Origin of the sequence: Streptomyces racemochromogenes (assembly GCF_044129415.1) — a bacterium.
In the GTDB taxonomy this organism is placed as follows: Bacteria; Actinomycetota; Actinomycetes; order Streptomycetales; family Streptomycetaceae; genus Streptomyces; species Streptomyces racemochromogenes_A.
The window spans coordinates 1-15,820 of sequence record NZ_JBBDHD010000076.1 but is presented as its reverse complement, the minus strand read 5'-3'; the positions used below and the strand labels follow the sequence as shown (position 1 = coordinate 15,820).

The window sequence follows — 15,820 nt, the reverse complement described above, 5'->3', positions numbered from 1 at the left end:
GGCCGTTCCATCATCCATTCCACAACTGCGGCCTGGCATGGCTGTTTACACAAGCATCTGCGAGCCCATATACGCAATGGTCCTCGCGGATGCAGGATGCCCTCATGAATGTACGCACTCAGGAAGGCAGCGCCGGGGACGTCGGCCGCACGGCCATCGGTTCCGGCCGCGCCCCGTTCCGGCGGCCGGACACCCGCATCGCCCGGTTCATCGCCGAGGCCCTGGGCGAGGCCCGTACCGTCCTCAACGTCGGCGCCGGCACCGGATCGTACGAGAGCGCGGCGCGCGAGGTGACTGCGGTCGAGCCCTCGCGTTCGATGCGGGAGCAGCGCCCGCCCCGGCTGGGGCGCGCCGTCGACGCCGTCGCCGAGGACCTGCCCTTCGCGGACGGCGCGTTCGACGGGTCGATGACCCTGCTCAGCCTGCACCGGTGGAGCGACGTCACCCGGGGCCTGCGTGAGATGCGGCGCGTCACCCGGGGCCCGGTGGTCGTGCTCACCCACGCCCCGGAGGTGGTCCGCGACTTCTGGCTGTACGCGTACGCGCCCGAGGTCCTGGACACCGAGGCCCGGCGTCACCCCCGCATCGAGGACATCGCGGCGGCCCTCGGCGGCTCGGGGACGGTCCTGACCGTGCCGATCCCGCTCGACTGCACGGACGGGTTCAACGAGGCCTACTACGGGCGCCCCGAGATGCTCCTCGACCCGGCCGCCCGCCAGGGCTGCTCGGCGTGGAGCTTCGTCGACGACGGCGTGCGCGAGCGCTTCGACGAGAAGCTGCGCCGCGACCTGGACTCCGGCGCCTGGGACGCCCACCACGGGCACCTGCGCGCGCAGAGCGCGTACGAGGGCTCCCTGGTACTGGTCCGGGCCACCCCGGACCCCGCCTGACGCCGCGTGCGGCGCCGCACTGACGGGACCCTGACGCACCGGCGCCCGATCCCTACGGATCACTGACGGCCGGGGGCCCCGACCCGGCGTTGAATGGAGCCCGGACACGGCCCGCCGGACCCGGCGGGCGGACGGCTGGGGAGGGGGCGACGGTGGGGCGACGCGTGGTGGCGGGTGTGAGCGGGAGCCCCGGAAGCCTGACGGCCCTGCACCGGGCCGCCGACGAGGCCCGGTCGCGGGGTGCGCAGCTGTGGGCGGTACTGGCCTGGCAGGCCCCGGGCGGCGGCCCGGGCGGCCGCACCTCCGGCGCCCCCTCCCTCGATCCCGTCTGCCGGGCCGCGGCGGCCGGGCGGCTGCGCGAGGCCCTGGACGCCGCCTTCGGGCCGGCCGGTCCGGGCGTCGGCCTGGCCGGGCAGGTGGTGCGGGGCCTGCCCGGGGCCGCTCTGGTCGACGCCGTCCGGGGCGAGGAGGACCTGCTGGTGGTCGGCACCGGCCCGCGCGGCCGGCTGCTGGGCGGCCTGCGGCCGTCGGTGGCCCGCTACTGCGTGGCGCACGCGCCGTGCCCCGTCCTCACGGTGCCGCCGAACCCGTTGGAGGCCGAACTGGAGGCGTTCCGGCGGCGCAACGCCTGGCGCGTCCCGCTCGACGCACGGGAGCTGGGGCCCTGAGGGAACCTCCGGACCCGGTCGGCGATTGTCCGGTTCACGTCCCGTCATCTCGCGGGGGGCACGCTAGGATCACGGCGTGGTCACAGCCCGGTCGCCCCGCACGCCGCGGTCCCGCTCGTCGGCGGGCCTGTCGCAGCTGCTCGGGCTGGCCCTGCTGATCCTGGGCCTGGCCTGCACCCACGGCACGGGCGGCTCCCACCCGGCGACCGACCACTCCACCCCCCGAGCCACCACCACCCTCTCCGCCCGCCCAACGGCCTCCACAGGCCCGGCCGAAGCCCCGGCCCCGCCCGCAGCGGGCCAGGCCTTCGCCGCGGGTGCGGACGGCGGCGGCGTCACGCCCGTCGGAGCCGCTCTCGCGGACGGCGGCCGCTTCGATGCCGCAGGCGCGGCGGGCACCGTCGGGCGGCACGATCCCGCGCACCCCGTGCACGAGTGCACGCCCCTGGCCCCTCGGGCGGGCTCGGCCGTCGGCGCGCCGCCCGCCCCGGCGGCTCCGGGCGAGGACCGTGCCCGCGCCGGCGGCCCCGGGGCCTGCCGCGCCGCCCGGCCCGCCGTGCCCGCCGGGGACACCGCCCCGCCGCCCGCGAGAGGCTCCTCCGTCCTGCGGGTATAGGCCCGGGACCCACGCCTCCGGCTCCCGCGCGCGACCCCGTTCCCGGGAGCCGTCCCCGTCCCCGTCCCCGCTGCCGCCGGGCCGAGGGACGCCCGCCGCACGGAGGAACTGTGCCCACCCACCCCGTCGTACGCCCTTTTCATCCCGTTACGCCCCGATCCGCCGCCCTGCTCCTCGTCCTGCTCGGCGCGCTGGTGCTCGCGGCCCTCTCCTGCCCGTCGCGGACGCACGCACCCGTCGCGAACGGCTCGTCCGCCGCTGGAGCCGTGCTCCAGACCCGGCCCACGGGGACTGAAGGACACCCGCACCCCGGCCCGGCCCACGGCTTCGGCTGCTCCCCCTCCGACCCCGCCCCCACCACCCGCTCCGACACCCCCCTGCCCGCCCCGGCGGCCCGGCCCCAGACGGCTCCGGGGCCCGCCGCGGCCGGCGGCCCGGCCCTGCCGCCCGGCTCCGGCGCACCCTCCCGGGCCCGCTCCGGACGTTCCACTCTGACCATCGTCTGTCGATGGCGGCTCTAGGCCGCTCCCGTAAGCCCGTGCGCAAAGGCTGACGTATGCCCCACGGGCGAACCCCCTGCCCTGCCCCGGCACGGCATCCCCGAGAGCGACCACCGACGCACCACCGAACGAGAGCGGAACCATGCATTCTTCGGCCACCGACATCACCCCTCCCGCCCGCACGACCCTCTCCGGACTGGTCGGCAACACCCCCCTGCTGCGCGTCTCCGAGCCCCTGTCCCCGGCGGGCCGCGGGTTCTGGGCGAAGCTGGAGGGCTTCAACCCCGGCGGCATCAAGGACCGCCCCGGCCTGCACATGGCCGAACGCGCCCGCGCCCGGGGCGACCTGGCCCCCGGCGCCCGGATCATCGAGTCCACCAGCGGCACCCTGGGCCTCGGCCTCGCCCTGGCCGGGATGGTCTACGGACACCCCGTCACCCTGGTCACCGACCCCGGCCTGGAGCCCTCCATGACCCGGCTGCTGACCGCGTACGGGGCCCGGGTCGTCGTCGTCCCCGAGCCCCACCCCACCGGCGGCTGGCAGCAGGCGCGCCGGGACCGGGTCACCGAGCTGCTGGGGCAGCACCCCGGCTCCTGGTGCCCGGACCAGTACAACAACCCGGACAACACCACCGCCTACACCCCGCTGGCCCTCGAACTGGCCACCGAGCTGGGCCACATCGACGTCCTGGTGTGCAGCGTCGGCACCGGGGGCCACTCGGCGGGCCTCTCGCGCGTCCTGCGCCGGTTCTACCCCGAGCTGAAGCTGGTGGGCGTCGACACCGTCGGCTCGACCATCTTCGGCCAGCCCGCCCGCGCCCGCCTGATGCGCGGCCTGGGCTCCAGCATCTACCCCCGCAACGTCGCCTACGAGCAGTTCTGCGAGGTGCACTGGGTCGCCCCGGGCGAGGCCGTGTGGGCCTGCCGCGAACTGGCCTCCTCCCACTACGCCACCGGCGGGTGGAGCGTCGGCGCGGTGGCCCTGGTCGCCGGGTGGCTGGCCCGCACGCTCCCCCGGGAGACCCGGATCGCGGCCGTCTTCCCCGACGGCCCCCAGCGCTACCTCGGCACCGTGTACGACGACGACTACTGCGCGGCCCACGGCCTCCTCGACTCCCCGCCCGCGCCGGAGCCCGACACGATCGGCCGGCTGGACGAGAGGGAGGTCACCCGCTGGACCCGCTGCGCCACCGTGGTCGACCCGCTCACCCTGACCCGGGCGGAGGTGCCCGCCCGATGAAGGGCACCCTCGCGCAGGTCCGCTCGTACGAGCGCAGCGTCCGGCTGCTGATGGTGAACCAGTTCACCATCAACCTCGGCTTCTACATGCTCATGCCCTACCTGGCCACCCACCTGGCCGGACCGCTCGGGCTGGCGGGCTGGACGGTCGGGCTGATCCTCGGCGTCCGCAACTTCAGCCAGCAGGGCATGTTCCTCATCGGCGGCACCCTCGCCGACCGCTTCGGCTACAAGCCGATGATCGTCGCGGGGCTGGCGCTGCGCATCGCCGGCTTCGCCACCCTCGGCCTGGTGGACTCCGTGCCCGCGCTCCTCGCCGCCTCCGCGGCGACGGGCCTGGCCGGGGCCCTGTTCAATCCGGCCAGCCGCGCCTACCTGGCGGCCGACGCGGGCGAGCGCCGCGTCGAGGCCTTCGCCCTGTTCAACGTCTTCTACCAGGCGGGGATCCTGCTGGGTCCGCTGGTGGGCATGGTGCTGACGGGCGTGGACTTCCGGGTCACCTGCCTGGTGGCGGCCGGGATCTTCGCGGTGCTGAGCCTCGTGCAGATCCGGGCTCTTCCGCAGCGGCGCGGCGAGGACTCCGCGCGGCGCGCGCCGGGAGCCCGGGAGGGGGTGCTAGCGCAGTGGCGCGGCATCCTGCGCAACCGTCCGTTCCTGCTGTTCTCGCTCGCCATGATCGGCTCGTACGTGATGACCTTCCAGGTGTACATGGCCCTTCCGCTGGAGGTGCGCCGCATCGGCGGCGAGGGACGCTTCGGCACGGCGGCGGTGGCGGTGCTGTTCGCCGTCTCGGGACTGAGCACGATCCTCTTCCAGACCCGGGTCACCGCCTGGTGCAAGGCCAGGATGGAGCCGGGCCGGGCGCTGGCCTGGGGGCTGTTCGCCATGGGCGCGGCCTTCCTGCCGCTGCTGGCCGCCACTGCGCTGCCGGTGCCGGACTCGGTGACGGGCACCCGGCTGCTGGCGGCGGTGCCGCCGGCGCTGTCGGCGCTGCTGCTGGCCGTGGGGACGATGATCGCCTACCCCTTCGAGATGGACACCATCGTCCGCCTCTCCGGGGACCGCCTGGTCGCCACGCACTACGGGCTGTACAACACGGTCTGCGGGATCGGCATCGCGCTGGGGAACCTGCTCACGGGGGCCGCGCTGGACGCGGCCCGCGCGGCGGGGATGTCGGCGCTGCCGTGGCTGGCGCTGTTCGCCCTCGGGCTCGGCTGCACGGCCGCGCTGTACGGGCTCCACCGCACGGGCCGCCTGGCCCCGCCGGCGCGTGAGGCTCCCGCCCGGGAGGCCGTGACGGCCTGACACCGGCCCGCCCCCGGCGCTCCCGCTGCCGGGGGCGGGCAACACAGCCGCCAAACTCCTTTAACACCACGGTCGTTGTACCGTACACATCGCCCGCGTAGCGTCATCGGCATGTCCGAACTGCACCTCGCCGTCGCCCTCGACGGCGCCGGCTGGCATCCGGCGGCCTGGCGCGAGCCGGGTGCCCGGCCGGCGGAACTGTTCACGGCCCGGTACTGGGCCGACGTGGTCGCCGAGGCCGAGGCGGGACTGCTCGACTTCGTCACCTTCGAGGACGCCCTGGTCCTCCAGTCGTCCTCGGCGAACGCCCCCGACGAACGCACCGACCAGGTGCGCGGGCGGCTGGACGCCGTCCTCACCGCCGCCCGGGTCGCCCCGCTCACCCGGCACATCGGACTGGTCCCGAGCGTGACGGCCACCCACACCGAGCCCTTCCACGTCTCCAAGGCGATCGCCACCCTCGACTACGTCAGCCGGGGGCGGGCGGGCCTGCGCGTCCAGACGTCCTCGCTGCCGTACGAGGCCGCGCACTTCGGGCGCCGGACCTTCCCGGTGCCGGTGGGCGAGCAGGCCGGGGAGGCGGCCGACCACGTGGAGGTGGTCCGCAGGCTGTGGGACAGCTGGGAGGACGACGCCGAGATACGCGACGTGGCCACGGGCCGCTTCCTCGACCGGGCCAAGCTCCACCCCATCGACTTCACCGGTCCGCACTTCAGCGTCCGGGGCCCGTCGATCACCCCGCGGCCGCCCCAGGGACAGCCCCTCGTCACGGCCTCGGCGGGCGTGGTGGCCCCCCGCCCCGGCTCCGTCGACCTCGTGTACGTCACCCCGCGCGACGGGGACGAGGCCCGCGCGGCGGCGGCCGCCGTCACCGGACCCGCGCACGTCTTCGGCGACCTCACGGTGTTCCTGGACGCGGACGGCCCGGCGGCGGCCGCCCGCCGCGAGCGTCTCGACGCGGCGGCGGGGCAGCCCGCGCCGACGGACGCGGCCGTGTTCGCGGGAACCCCGGCCGCCCTCGCCGGACTGCTCCTGGACTGGCGGGAGGCGGGCCTGACCGGCTTCCGGCTGCGGCCGGCCGTGATCGCCCACGACCTCCCGCTGATCACCCGCCGCCTGGTCCCCGAGCTCCGGCGCAGGGGCGCCTTCAGAACGGCGTACGGGGCCCCGACGCTGCGCGGGCTGCTGGGCCTGGAGCGCCCCGCCAACCGGTACGCCGCCGCCCCCACGGCCTGAAGCCCGCCCCGCCGGACGCACCCCCCAGACGGAACCGGAAGGACACGATGAGCACCCAGCCGCGCAAGCGGATCCACCTCGCGGCCCACTTCCCCGGGGTCAACAACACCACCGTGTGGAGCGACCCGGCGGCCGGCAGCCACATCGAGTTCGACTCCTTCGTGCGCTTCGCGAAGACCGCGGAGCGCGCCAAGTTCGACTTCCTCTTCCTCGCCGAAGGGCTGCGCCTGCGCGAACAGGGCGGGAAGATCTACGACCTGGACGTGGCCGGCCGGCCCGACACCTTCACCGTTCTCGCCGCGCTGGCCGCCGTCACCGAGCGGATCGGCCTGACCGGCACCATCAACTCCACCTTCAACGAGCCCTATGAGGTGGCCCGCCAGTTCGCCACCCTCGACCACCTGTCCGCCGGACGCGCCGCCTGGAACGTGGTCACCTCCTGGGACGCCTTCACCGGGGAGAACTTCCGGCGCGGAGGCTTCCTGCCCCGCGAGGAGCGCTACACCCGCGCCCGCGAGTTCCTGGCCACCGCCACCGAACTGTTCGACTCCTGGGACGGCAGCGAGATCGCCGCCGACCCCGCCACCGGAACCTTCCTGCGCGACGCCCGCGCCGGTGCCTTCGAACACCGGGGACACCACTTCGACATCGCGGGCCGTTTCAACGTGCCGCGCGGCCCGCAGGGCCGGCCGGTCGTCTTCCAGGCGGGCGACTCCGACGAGGGCCGGGAGTTCGCCGCGGCCCACGCCGACGCGATCTTCAGCCGGTACGGGACCCTGGAGGAGGGCCGCGCCTTCCACGCGGACGTCAAGCGGCGCCTCGCCCGCCACGGCCGCCGCCACGACCAGCTGCTGATCCTGCCCGCCGCCACCTTCGTCCTCGGGGACACCGACGCCGAGGCCCGCGAACTCGCCCACGAGGTCCGCCGTCTCCAGGTCAGCGGGGCCACCGCGATCGCGTTCCTGGAGCACGTCTGGAACCGGGACCTGTCCGGCTACGACCCCGACGGGCCGCTGCCCGACGTCGACCCCGAGCCCGGCGAGAACACCGTCGCGCTGGGGCGGGCGAGCGTACGGATGTTCCGCGATCCGGTGGCCACCGCCCGGCAGTGGCGGGAGCTCGCCGAGGCCAAGAACCTCTCCATCCGCGAGCTCGTCATCGAGACCACCGGCCGGCAGACCTTCGTCGGCTCCCCCGCCACCGTCGCCGCGTCGATCGACGAGCTGGTGCAGGCGGACGCCGCCGACGGCTTCATCCTGGTCCCCCACCTGACCCCGGACGGGCTGGAGGGCTTCGCCGACACCGTGGTCCCGCTGCTCCAGGAACGCGGGGTGTTCCGCCACGAGTACGAGGGCACCACCCTGCGCGAGCACCTGGGGCTCGGCGTACCGGCGGCCGGGACCGCCTGAACTCCCGGACACCACCCCGGTGTCCCCGCCGCCCCCCGTCACCCGGCCCGCAAGGAGACCCGGCCATGTCCCGCATCCCCCTCGGGGTCCTCGACCTCGTCCCCGTCCCCACCGGCTCCACCGTCACCGACGCCCTGCACCACAGCATCGACCTGGCCCGGCAGGCCGAGCGGCTCGGCTACGCCCGCTACTGGTTCGCCGAGCACCACCTCAACCCCGGGGTGGCGGGGACCTCCCCGGCGGTGCTCCTGGCGCTGACCGCCTCCGCCACCTCCACGATCCGGATCGGTTCGGGCGCCGTACAGCTGGGGCACCGCACCGCGCTGTCCACGGTGGAGGAGTTCGGCCTGATCGACGCCCTGCACCCGGGCCGCCTGGACCTGGGCCTGGGCCGCTCGGCGGGCGCCCCCGCCGCGCGCCCGGCCGGCGGCGAACCCTTCGAGGGGCACACCCCGAACGGTCTGCGGATCCCTCCGCGCTTCTCGTTCGCCCCTCTCCTCGGGCACCCGAAGGTCGCCCTCCAACGGAAGCTGCTGAACCTGCCGGGCGCCCGCCCGCAGGACTACGCGGAGCAGGTCGAGGACGTGCTCGCGCTGCTGCGCGGCGAGTACCGGTCGGCCGAAGGCCTCGCCGCGCACGCCGTCCCCGGCGAGGGGGCGGACGTGGAGGTGTGGATCCTGGGCAGCAGCGGCGGGCAGAGCGCGGAGACCGCCGGCCGGCACGGACTGCCGTTCGCGGCGAACTACCACGTCACCCCGGCGACCGTACTGGAGGCGGCGGAGGGCTACCGGGCCGCGTTCAAGCCGTCGGCCGGCCTGGACCGGCCGTACCTGAGCGTCTCCGCGGACGTCGTCGTGGCCCCGGACGACGCCTCGGCGCGGGAGCTGGCCGCCGGGTACGCGCCCTGGGTGCACAGCATCCGCACCGCCGAGGGCGCCATCCCCTTCCCCACCCCGGACGAGGCCCGCGCGCTCACGGCCGACTGGACGGAGGCCGACCACGCCCTGGTCGCCGACCGGGTGGAGACGCAGTTCACGGGCTCCCCGCGGACCGTCGCCGACCACCTTGAGCGGCTCCAGGAGGCCACCGGGGCCGACGAGTTGCTGATCACGACGATCACGCACGACCACGCGGACCGGGTCCGCTCGTACCGTCTCCTGGCGGAGGAATGGGCCCGCCGCTGACGCCCGGACCCCGCCGGGCCCGGGGCCGGATCTCCCTCATGTCGCACGGAGTACTACTCTGTGCGACGTGACGATGCAGAAGGGTGCCGCTGTGGACGTCGACGCGATGATCGAGGACCTCCGCACGCTCGTCGAGGTCGAATCCCCCTCGCGGGACGTGGAAGCCCTGGCGGCGTCGGCGAAGGCCGTGGCCCAGATCATCGAGCAGCGTCTGGGCGGCCAGGCGGTCCTGGTCGACAGCGAGGCCGGTCCGCACGTCCACTGGTCGGGCGGCGGCGAGCCCAAGGTGCTGCTCCTCGGCCACCACGACACGGTGTTCCCGCTGGGAACCCTGGAACGCCGCCCGTTCACGGTCCAGGGCGGCCGGGTCACCGGCCCCGGCGTGTTCGACATGCTGGGCGGCATCGTCCAGGCGGTCCACGGGCTGGCGACGCTGGCCGACCGGTCGGGCGTCGAGATCCTGATGACCGCCGACGAGGAGGTCGGCTCCCGCTCCTCGCGCGCCCTGCTGGAGGAGCGCGCCCTGGCCTGCGGCGCCGTCCTGGTGCTGGAGGGCGCGGCCGACGGCGGGGGTCTGAAGACCGGCCGCAAGGGCTGCGGCGCCTTCCGGGTGTCCATCGCCGGCCGGGCCTCGCACGCGGGCCTGGAGCCGGCGGCCGGGGTCAACGCCCTGGTCGAGGCGGCCCACCAGGTCCTGGACATCGCGGCCCTCGGCCGGCCCGAGGCCGGTACGACCGTCACGCCGACGGTGGCGGCCGCGGGCACGCTGGAGAACGTCGTCCCGGCGGAGGCCACGGTCGTGGTCGACGTGCGGGTGGAGACGGCCGAGGAGCGGGAGCGCGTGGAGTCCGCGTTGGCGGCGCTGTCCCCGCACCTGCCCGGGGCGCGGATCACGGTGGAGGGGTCCGTCACCCGGCCGCCGATGCCCGAGTCGGCGGCGGCCGGGCTGTTCGCCGTGGCGCAACGGCTGCTGCCCGGCATCGAGGCGCGGGCGGTGGGCGGCGGCAGCGACGGCAACTTCACGGCCGCGCTGGGGGTTCCCACGCTGGACGGCCTCGGGGCCGTCGGCGGCGGCGCCCACGCGGACCACGAGTACGTGGAGGTCGACGCGATGGCCGAGCGGGCGCGGCTGGTCGCGGGCCTGGTGGCCGCGTTGCAGGAGTCCTGAACGCACCGCGACCGCCGGACCCGTCGCGGACGGGCCGGCGGTCGCGTGCCGCGGGTCAGACGCGGTCGGCGGCGATGAGGACGTACTGGAACGAGCCGTCGCGGTAGGACTCGATGAACGCCTCCTCGATCCCGGTGACGAGGGAGGAGGTGGCCCGCAGCTCCCAGTAGGGCAGGGTGTCCGGGGTCAGGTCGATCACGGCCTGGGGCACGAGCCGGTTGTCGGCCATGGCGCGGAGGTACTCGCGGCGGGAGTGGATGTTGCACTCGAAGTGGGCGTTGATCTGCGAGACCCACTTGGAGGGCTGGCCGTAGCGCGGGTTCCAGCAGCCGGTGATGGTGACGTAGCGGCCGCCGACCGCGAGGACCCGGGAGTGCTCGGCCATCAGGTCGTGCAGGTCGACGTACATGCTGGACTCGTTGTTCCAGGAGCCGGCGGCCTGCCCGGTCTCGAAGGGCATGTCGAGCATGTTGCAGACCCGGGAGCGAACCGATTCCTCGATGCCCAGTTCGCGTGCGCGGTTGTTCCCGAAGTCGGCCTGCTTGGCGGAGAGCGTCACGCCCTCGACCTTGCAGCCGAAGCGCTGGTGGGCCATGACCATCGAGCCGCCGCGGCCGCAGCCGGCGTCCACGAGCATGTCGTCGCGGCCGATGGCGCCGAGGTGGTCCAGAAGGAGTTCGGCCTGGGCCGATTCCAGCCGGTGCAGTTCGGCGACCAGCTTCTTCTCGTACTCGCTGTCCGCGGTGTCCCCGAGGGCGGCGTGGTCGACGGCGCCGATGCCGTAGTGGTGGTGGTAAAGGCCGTCCACATCGCCCAGGCGCAGGTTGACGGGCCTGGCCTCCTCGTTCCAGTAGCGGGCGATGTCGCCCTGGTAGGGCGTCGCGGGGGCGGGGATGAACGGCGTGGTGCTGACGGTGCTGGTCATGGAATAAGTTCCCCTCGTTTACCAGAAATCGGGCAGGGTGTATCGGTAGGTGTTGGACGCGTGCCAGTAGTGGTTGCCGTCGACCCACGCGGCCACGCCCTTGAGGAAGCGGGCGACGCGCGGGTCGGGACAGGCCGCGGCGAGCGCGGCGGACTCGGCCTCGAACTCGTGCATGAGGTCGTTGTGGACCTCGATCGCCTTCAGGTAGGCCTCCTTGTCGGAGAGGCCTTCCTTCTCGGCGATGACCACCGGAAGGTTCAGGTGCTTGCCGGGGCTCCTGAGTTCCTTCATGTAGGAGTAGAGGTCGTTGGAGAGGGTGGTGGCGTTGCCGGCGAGGGCGATCACGCGCTGCATGGCGGGCAGCGCGTGGAGCTCCGCCGGGAGTTCGTAGCCGCCGACGGAGTCGGTGATCGTGGGGCAGGGGCGGAAGTTGTTGAACTGGCGCATCGCCAGGTACTCCCACACCTCCGGGACGTACTCGGTCACGTCCCAGGAGGCCTCCGCCAGGTACCCCAGGTGCAGCCGGGCCATGTCGTGCCGGAACCGGTCGGCCTGCGACGGGGTGGCCGAGCGGGTGAAGTGGTCCATGGCCGACGCGTAGCAGCGGCGGGCGGCGTCCGCGGAGAGCGACTCCGCCCACGCCGGCTGGTACTCCTTCGTCGTGTGGACCGGGTCGAGGGCGGTGTGCGCCAGGAGCAGCCTGCCGCCGACGTCGGGGGTGGTGGCGCCGTCCTCGCAGTAGGCGTCGTCGACGACGTTCTCGGCGACCATCAGCCGCGCGGCGAGCATCAGGTGGTCGAGGGTGGGCGCGTCCGGATGGCAGGCGACCATGTAGCGGCTCACGGAGAAGCCGTCGAACTGGTCCTCCCATTCGGGCGGGAACGCCTGGACCTCGTCCACCGCCCAGCTCTTGATCCGCCGGCTGAGCTCCTCCACCCGGACGGGGTCCGGTTCGGGTACCGGGTGGTGGTAGAGGCCCGGGATGGGCCGCATGGCCGCCGGGGCCGGGGGGCCGGCGCCCTCCGGGGGTGCGGCCGGGGGCTGGGGCCGGGCCCAGTGCAGGTCCGCCGTGCCCAGGCCGGCGGGACCGCGCAGGATCCGCTCCAGGGCGGCCGGTGAGTGCTCGGCCGCGGCGGGCGCCGGCGGGTGCGCGGCCGGGGCCGCGGCCGTCGGGGCGGTTCCGAAGGGCAGCACCGGACGGGACGGCAGGGCCCGTGCGAGGACGGCGGCGGCCGCCGCGGCGCCGTCGGTGCGGGCGGGCGCGAGGGCGTCGGCGAGGGCCGGGGCCCCGAAGCGGGCCGCCGGTGCGGGCGGGCCCGGCTGCAGGGGGGAAGGCCCGGGATCGGGCATCCGTGGCTCCTTGGTGGGGTGGGTGGGCCGGCCCGGCTCCCGGGCGCGCTCGGTCGGCCCCGGGAGGGTTCGGGCCGTCGTGGCCGGGGGCGGCGGTGCTAGTCGCGCCGGCGGGCGATCTGGACGTTCTCCAGTACGCCGAGCGCGTCGGGCACGAGGATGGCGGCGGAGTAGTAGGTGGAGACCAGGTAGGAGATGATCGACCGCTCGTCGATGCCCATGAAGCGGACGGACAGGCCCGGCTCGTACTCCTCGGGCAGGCCGGTCTGGCGCAGGCCGATGACGCCCTGGTTGTCCTCGCCGGGGCGCATGGCCAGGATGGAGCTGGTGTTCTCCTTGGTGATCGGGATCTTGTTGCAGGGGAGGATCGGGACCCCGCGCCAGGCCGGGACCTGCTGTCCGCCGAGGTCGACGTGGTCCGGGTAGAGGCCGCGCGCGTTGAACTCGCGCCCGATCGCCGCGATCGTCTTCGGGTGGGCGAAGAGGAAGCGGGTCCCTCGGCGGCGGCAGAGCAGCTCGTCGAGGTCGTCCGGGGTGGGCGGGCCGGAGTGGGTCTGGATCCGCTGCTTGAAGTCCGCGTTGTGGAGCAGGCCGAACTCGCGGTTGTTGATCAGCTCGTGCTCCTGGCGCTCGCGCAGCGCCTCGATGGTGAGCCTGAGCTGTTCCTCGGTCTGGTTGTGCGGGCCGTTGTAGAGGTCGGCGACCCGGGTGTGGACGCGCAGGACGGTCTGCGCGACGGAGAGCTCGTACTCGCGCGGGTTGAGCTCGTAGTCCACGAAGGCGCCGGGCAGTTCGGCCTCGCCGGTGTGGCCGGCCGACATGGCGATCTCGGCCTCGCCGTGACGGTTCTGCCGCTGGAGCGGGAGGGAGCTGAACTTGCGGATGTGCTCCTGGAGGTGGGGCGCCTGGGCCAGGACGGCGGCGAACTCCGCGCGGGAGAGCGTCAGCAGGGTTCCGGGGGTGTCGGCGGTGGCGGTGTAGTCCCAGGTGGCGTCGGCGTCGAGCAGGGCGTTCTCGCCGAAGCGCTCGCCGTCGGCGAGGACGGCCACGGCGACCTCGTCGCCGTACTTGCCGACGGAGGTCTGGCTGATGCGGCCGTGGGCGATGAGGTGGATCTGGTCGGCGGGGGTGCCGCGCTCGACGAGGACCTCGCCGGCCCGGAAGTCGCGCTGGACGCAGCGGTCGGCGATGGCGGTGAGCACCTGGACGTCGTCGAAGCCGCGCAGCAGGGCGAGTTCGCCGAGCTCCTGCGGGATCACGCGGACGCTGGCGCCGTCCTGGATGAAGTCGATGGTGCCGTCGCCGACGGTGTAGCTGAGGCGGCGGTTCACCCGGTAGGTGCCGCCCTTGGTCTCCACCCAGGGGAGCGTCCGCAGGAGCCACCGGGAGGTGATCTCCTGCATCTGCGGGGCGGACTTGGTGGTGGTGGCAAGGTTGCGTGCGGCGGCGGTGCTGAGGCTCTGCTGCCGGGGCGGTTCCTGCAGCTCCGCTTCGGGGCTGGTGTCAACGGTCATCGGACGAGCTCTCCTTCGTACAAACTGGAAAAAGAGGATGAATATTCGGGAATCCGTCCAGATCCTGAGGAACAGTAACGGCCGCCCCGCCCAATGGACCTTGAAATGCCGTGGGTATTACTTCGATGCAGTGATCTTTCTCGGCAGGATGTTTGCGGTGCCGACCAGCGCTGTTTCGGCCGGGGCGCGAAAAAGGCCCCTCCCTCCGCGCTGGTCGCGCGGCGGGAGGGGCCCGGGGGTGCCCGTCAGGGCCGTCCGTCAGGTGCGGTACGCGAAGTACCTGGCGTTCGGGTAAGAGGCCAGGATGCTCGCGAGCGACTTCCGGTACGTGTTGGTGGAGTGGTACGTCAGGTAGGGCATTCCGGCCCTGCTGCGGTACGTCACCATCATGGAGTGGTCCTTGGACCCGTCCCGGTTGAAGTCCGCCTGCAGGATGTCGCCGACGTCCAGCTGGTAGACGTTGGCCAGGTTGGCGGCCCGCTGGTTGGAGAGCGTGAACCAGGCCCACTCGTTGGCTCCGACCCACGAGTCCGACTGACGGCTGCCGTCGTACCACCAGTTGCGGTAGTCCGTCGAGGTGCCCGGTACCGGCTTCCATCCGCCCGCGTTCAGCGCCTGGCTGATGAAGTTGGTGCAGTCGCCGCCGTTGCCGCTGAACTTGCGGTACGCCGGGTTGTAGTTGCTCCAGTACTTCTCCGCGTACTGCGCCATGGCCGTGTAGTTGTACGCGCCGCCGGTCAGCGTCTTGGGCTTGGCCGTCGCCGGGTACGTGGTGGCGGCGGGCGTGCCGTCCGGGTACTGGTTGCCGTCGTCCTTGACGACGGCCGCCTTGGCGGCGACGGGCTCGTTGACCGCGACGGGGCCGTTCTCCTGGGACTTGATCGTCTGGAGCTCCCAGTCACCGCCCTTCCTGCTGGTGAGGGTGAGCTCGTAGCGCGTCTTGAAGTCGGTGTTCGACGGCTCGTCGCCGTGCACCTTCTTGTAGGTGAGCGTGGTCTGCTCGGTGACCTGGACGGTCGCCTTGCCACCGGTCACCGTGGCGCGGTCGACCGTGACCTTGGTGTCGGCGGCGCTGTAGACCTCGCCCAGCTGCGCCAGGCGGGTCTTGCGCTCGCGCAGCGACTGGATCGCCGCGGTCTCGTCCTTCTTCAGCCCGTCGGACACGCGGGCCTTCTTCTTGCCCCCCTGGCCGTGGCCGTGGCGCACGGTCTGGCCGTCCACCAGCGCCTGGGTGCGCTGCGAGAGCACGTCGTCCGCGAGGCGGGCGAAGGTCTCGGTGGTGGCCTTGTCGGCCTCTACGGGCCCGGAGACGGCGTTTGCCGAGTAGGCGAAGAAGCCCCCGGACGCCACGGCCACGGTCAGGGCCGCGATGGCGGCGGGCCTGAACCTCTTAGGTATCACTGTTTTCCCCTTGTCACCCGGTCCACACGGACCGGGAGGACGGAATTTTCGCACAACTAGCCGACTGATTCGCCGCGTTCCGCTTTGTCATCGGATGCCCGGTAGGGACCGCTCACCAGCGCAGCCGTCCGACTCCGCTTCGTCACGGCGGCAGGGGTCCCGGCGGCGGGGCCCGCCGGCCGTGGGCAGCTGGAACAGCTCACAGCAAATGCATCTAGGGTGTCCGGGAAAGCACGGAAGAGGGAGCATCCGCAGTGGCCAGGCAGGATACGGGCGCAAGAGGGCGGTCTCGGGGCAGACGCGCGGCCTCGGACGCCGGCGCGGCGGCCCCCCCCCCCCCCCCGCGGGGGGCGGGGGGGGGCCCGTCTCTTATTAAAAAAAACCACCCCACCACTACCGTTTACGGAACTGCGGT

The 15,820-nt window shown here is 73.6% G+C and carries 13 protein-coding genes; 9 read left to right on the top strand and 4 right to left on the bottom strand.

All coding sequences use genetic code 11. The annotated features are described in order from the left end of the window. The first annotated feature begins 104 nt into the window (after positions 1–104). The 9 genes from WDV06_RS24730 to WDV06_RS24690 all read left to right on the top strand — a co-directional run bounded on the left by WDV06_RS24730 (position 105) and on the right by WDV06_RS24690 (position 10,215). Positions 105–890, top strand: coding sequence for a class I SAM-dependent methyltransferase (locus WDV06_RS24730; RefSeq protein ID WP_395511970.1), 786 nt, complete (start codon positions 105–107; stop codon positions 888–890). Positions 891–1,042: 152 nt separating this feature from the next. Next, a complete protein-coding gene (locus WDV06_RS24725; protein WP_395511969.1) occupies positions 1,043–1,558 on the top strand; it encodes a universal stress protein in 516 nt (171 codons plus the stop codon). Between the two features lie 76 nt (positions 1,559–1,634). Further along, entirely contained in the window at positions 1,635–2,174 is a 540-nt protein-coding gene (locus WDV06_RS24720; RefSeq protein ID WP_395511968.1) for a hypothetical protein, read from the top strand. 642 nt (positions 2,175–2,816) lie between these two features. Next, on the top strand, positions 2,817–3,914 hold the full coding sequence (locus WDV06_RS24715; RefSeq protein ID WP_395511967.1) for a PLP-dependent cysteine synthase family protein: 1,098 nt from the start codon (positions 2,817–2,819) through the stop codon (positions 3,912–3,914). After that, positions 3,911–5,218 carry an MDR family MFS transporter gene (locus WDV06_RS24710; protein WP_395511966.1) on the top strand — a complete coding sequence of 436 codons (1,308 nt, stop codon included), beginning with the start codon at positions 3,911–3,913 and terminating at the stop codon, positions 5,216–5,218. Before WDV06_RS24715 ends, WDV06_RS24710 begins: the two co-directional genes overlap by 4 nt. 111 nt (positions 5,219–5,329) lie before the next feature. After that, the gene (locus WDV06_RS24705) at positions 5,330–6,454 is read left to right on the top strand and encodes an LLM class flavin-dependent oxidoreductase (protein WP_395511965.1); all 1,125 of its coding nucleotides are present in this window, start codon (positions 5,330–5,332) and stop codon (positions 6,452–6,454) included. Between the two features lie 47 nt (positions 6,455–6,501). Beyond that, positions 6,502–7,863, top strand: coding sequence for an NtaA/DmoA family FMN-dependent monooxygenase (locus WDV06_RS24700; protein ID WP_395511964.1), 1,362 nt, complete (start codon positions 6,502–6,504; stop codon positions 7,861–7,863). Positions 7,864–7,928: 65 nt separating this feature from the next. Then, entirely contained in the window at positions 7,929–9,047 is a 1,119-nt protein-coding gene (locus WDV06_RS24695; RefSeq protein WP_395511963.1) for an LLM class flavin-dependent oxidoreductase, read from the top strand. Positions 9,048–9,120: 73 nt separating this feature from the next. Then, a complete protein-coding gene (locus WDV06_RS24690) occupies positions 9,121–10,215 on the top strand; it encodes a M20 family metallopeptidase (RefSeq protein ID WP_395511987.1) in 1,095 nt (364 codons plus the stop codon). Positions 10,216–10,270: 55 nt separating this feature from the next. Here the strand turns inward: WDV06_RS24690 and WDV06_RS24685 are convergent, their stop codons facing one another. From WDV06_RS24685 to WDV06_RS24670, 4 genes are all read right to left on the bottom strand, one after another. After that, on the bottom strand, positions 10,271–11,140 hold the full coding sequence (locus WDV06_RS24685; RefSeq protein WP_395511962.1) for a geranyl diphosphate 2-C-methyltransferase: 870 nt from the start codon (positions 11,138–11,140) through the stop codon (positions 10,271–10,273). 18 nt (positions 11,141–11,158) lie between these two features. After that, positions 11,159–12,490: a family 2 encapsulin nanocompartment cargo protein terpene cyclase gene (locus tag WDV06_RS24680; RefSeq protein WP_395511961.1), complete on the bottom strand. Its 1,332-nt coding sequence runs from the start codon at positions 12,488–12,490 to the stop codon at positions 11,159–11,161. A gap of 98 nt (positions 12,491–12,588) precedes the next feature. After that, entirely contained in the window at positions 12,589–14,004 is a 1,416-nt protein-coding gene (locus WDV06_RS24675; RefSeq protein WP_395511960.1) for a family 2B encapsulin nanocompartment shell protein, read from the bottom strand. Positions 14,005–14,262: 258 nt separating this feature from the next. After that, on the bottom strand, positions 14,263–15,405 hold the full coding sequence (locus WDV06_RS24670) for an amidase domain-containing protein (protein ID WP_395511959.1): 1,143 nt from the start codon (positions 15,403–15,405) through the stop codon (positions 14,263–14,265). Positions 15,406–15,820 lie beyond the last annotated feature (415 nt).

Bases quoted from the DNA above. Each gene is read 5' to 3' on its own strand.
- WDV06_RS24675 (WP_395511960.1), bottom strand. From the start codon at position 14,004: ATGACCGTTGACACCAGCCCCGAAGCGGAGCTGCAGGAACCGCCCCGG.
- WDV06_RS24680 (WP_395511961.1), bottom strand. From the start codon at position 12,490: ATGCCCGATCCCGGGCCTTCCCCCCTGCAGCCGGGCCCGCCCGCACCG.
- WDV06_RS24700 (WP_395511964.1), top strand. From the start codon at position 6,502: ATGAGCACCCAGCCGCGCAAGCGGATCCACCTCGCGGCCCACTTCCCC.
- WDV06_RS24685 (WP_395511962.1), bottom strand. From the start codon at position 11,140: ATGACCAGCACCGTCAGCACCACGCCGTTCATCCCCGCCCCCGCGACG.
- WDV06_RS24715 (WP_395511967.1), top strand. From the start codon at position 2,817: ATGCATTCTTCGGCCACCGACATCACCCCTCCCGCCCGCACGACCCTC.
- WDV06_RS24695 (WP_395511963.1), top strand. From the start codon at position 7,929: ATGTCCCGCATCCCCCTCGGGGTCCTCGACCTCGTCCCCGTCCCCACC.
- WDV06_RS24730 (WP_395511970.1), top strand. From the start codon at position 105: ATGAATGTACGCACTCAGGAAGGCAGCGCCGGGGACGTCGGCCGCACG.
- WDV06_RS24690 (WP_395511987.1), top strand. From the start codon at position 9,121: ATGCAGAAGGGTGCCGCTGTGGACGTCGACGCGATGATCGAGGACCTC.
- WDV06_RS24705 (WP_395511965.1), top strand. From the start codon at position 5,330: ATGTCCGAACTGCACCTCGCCGTCGCCCTCGACGGCGCCGGCTGGCAT.
- WDV06_RS24710 (WP_395511966.1), top strand. From the start codon at position 3,911: ATGAAGGGCACCCTCGCGCAGGTCCGCTCGTACGAGCGCAGCGTCCGG.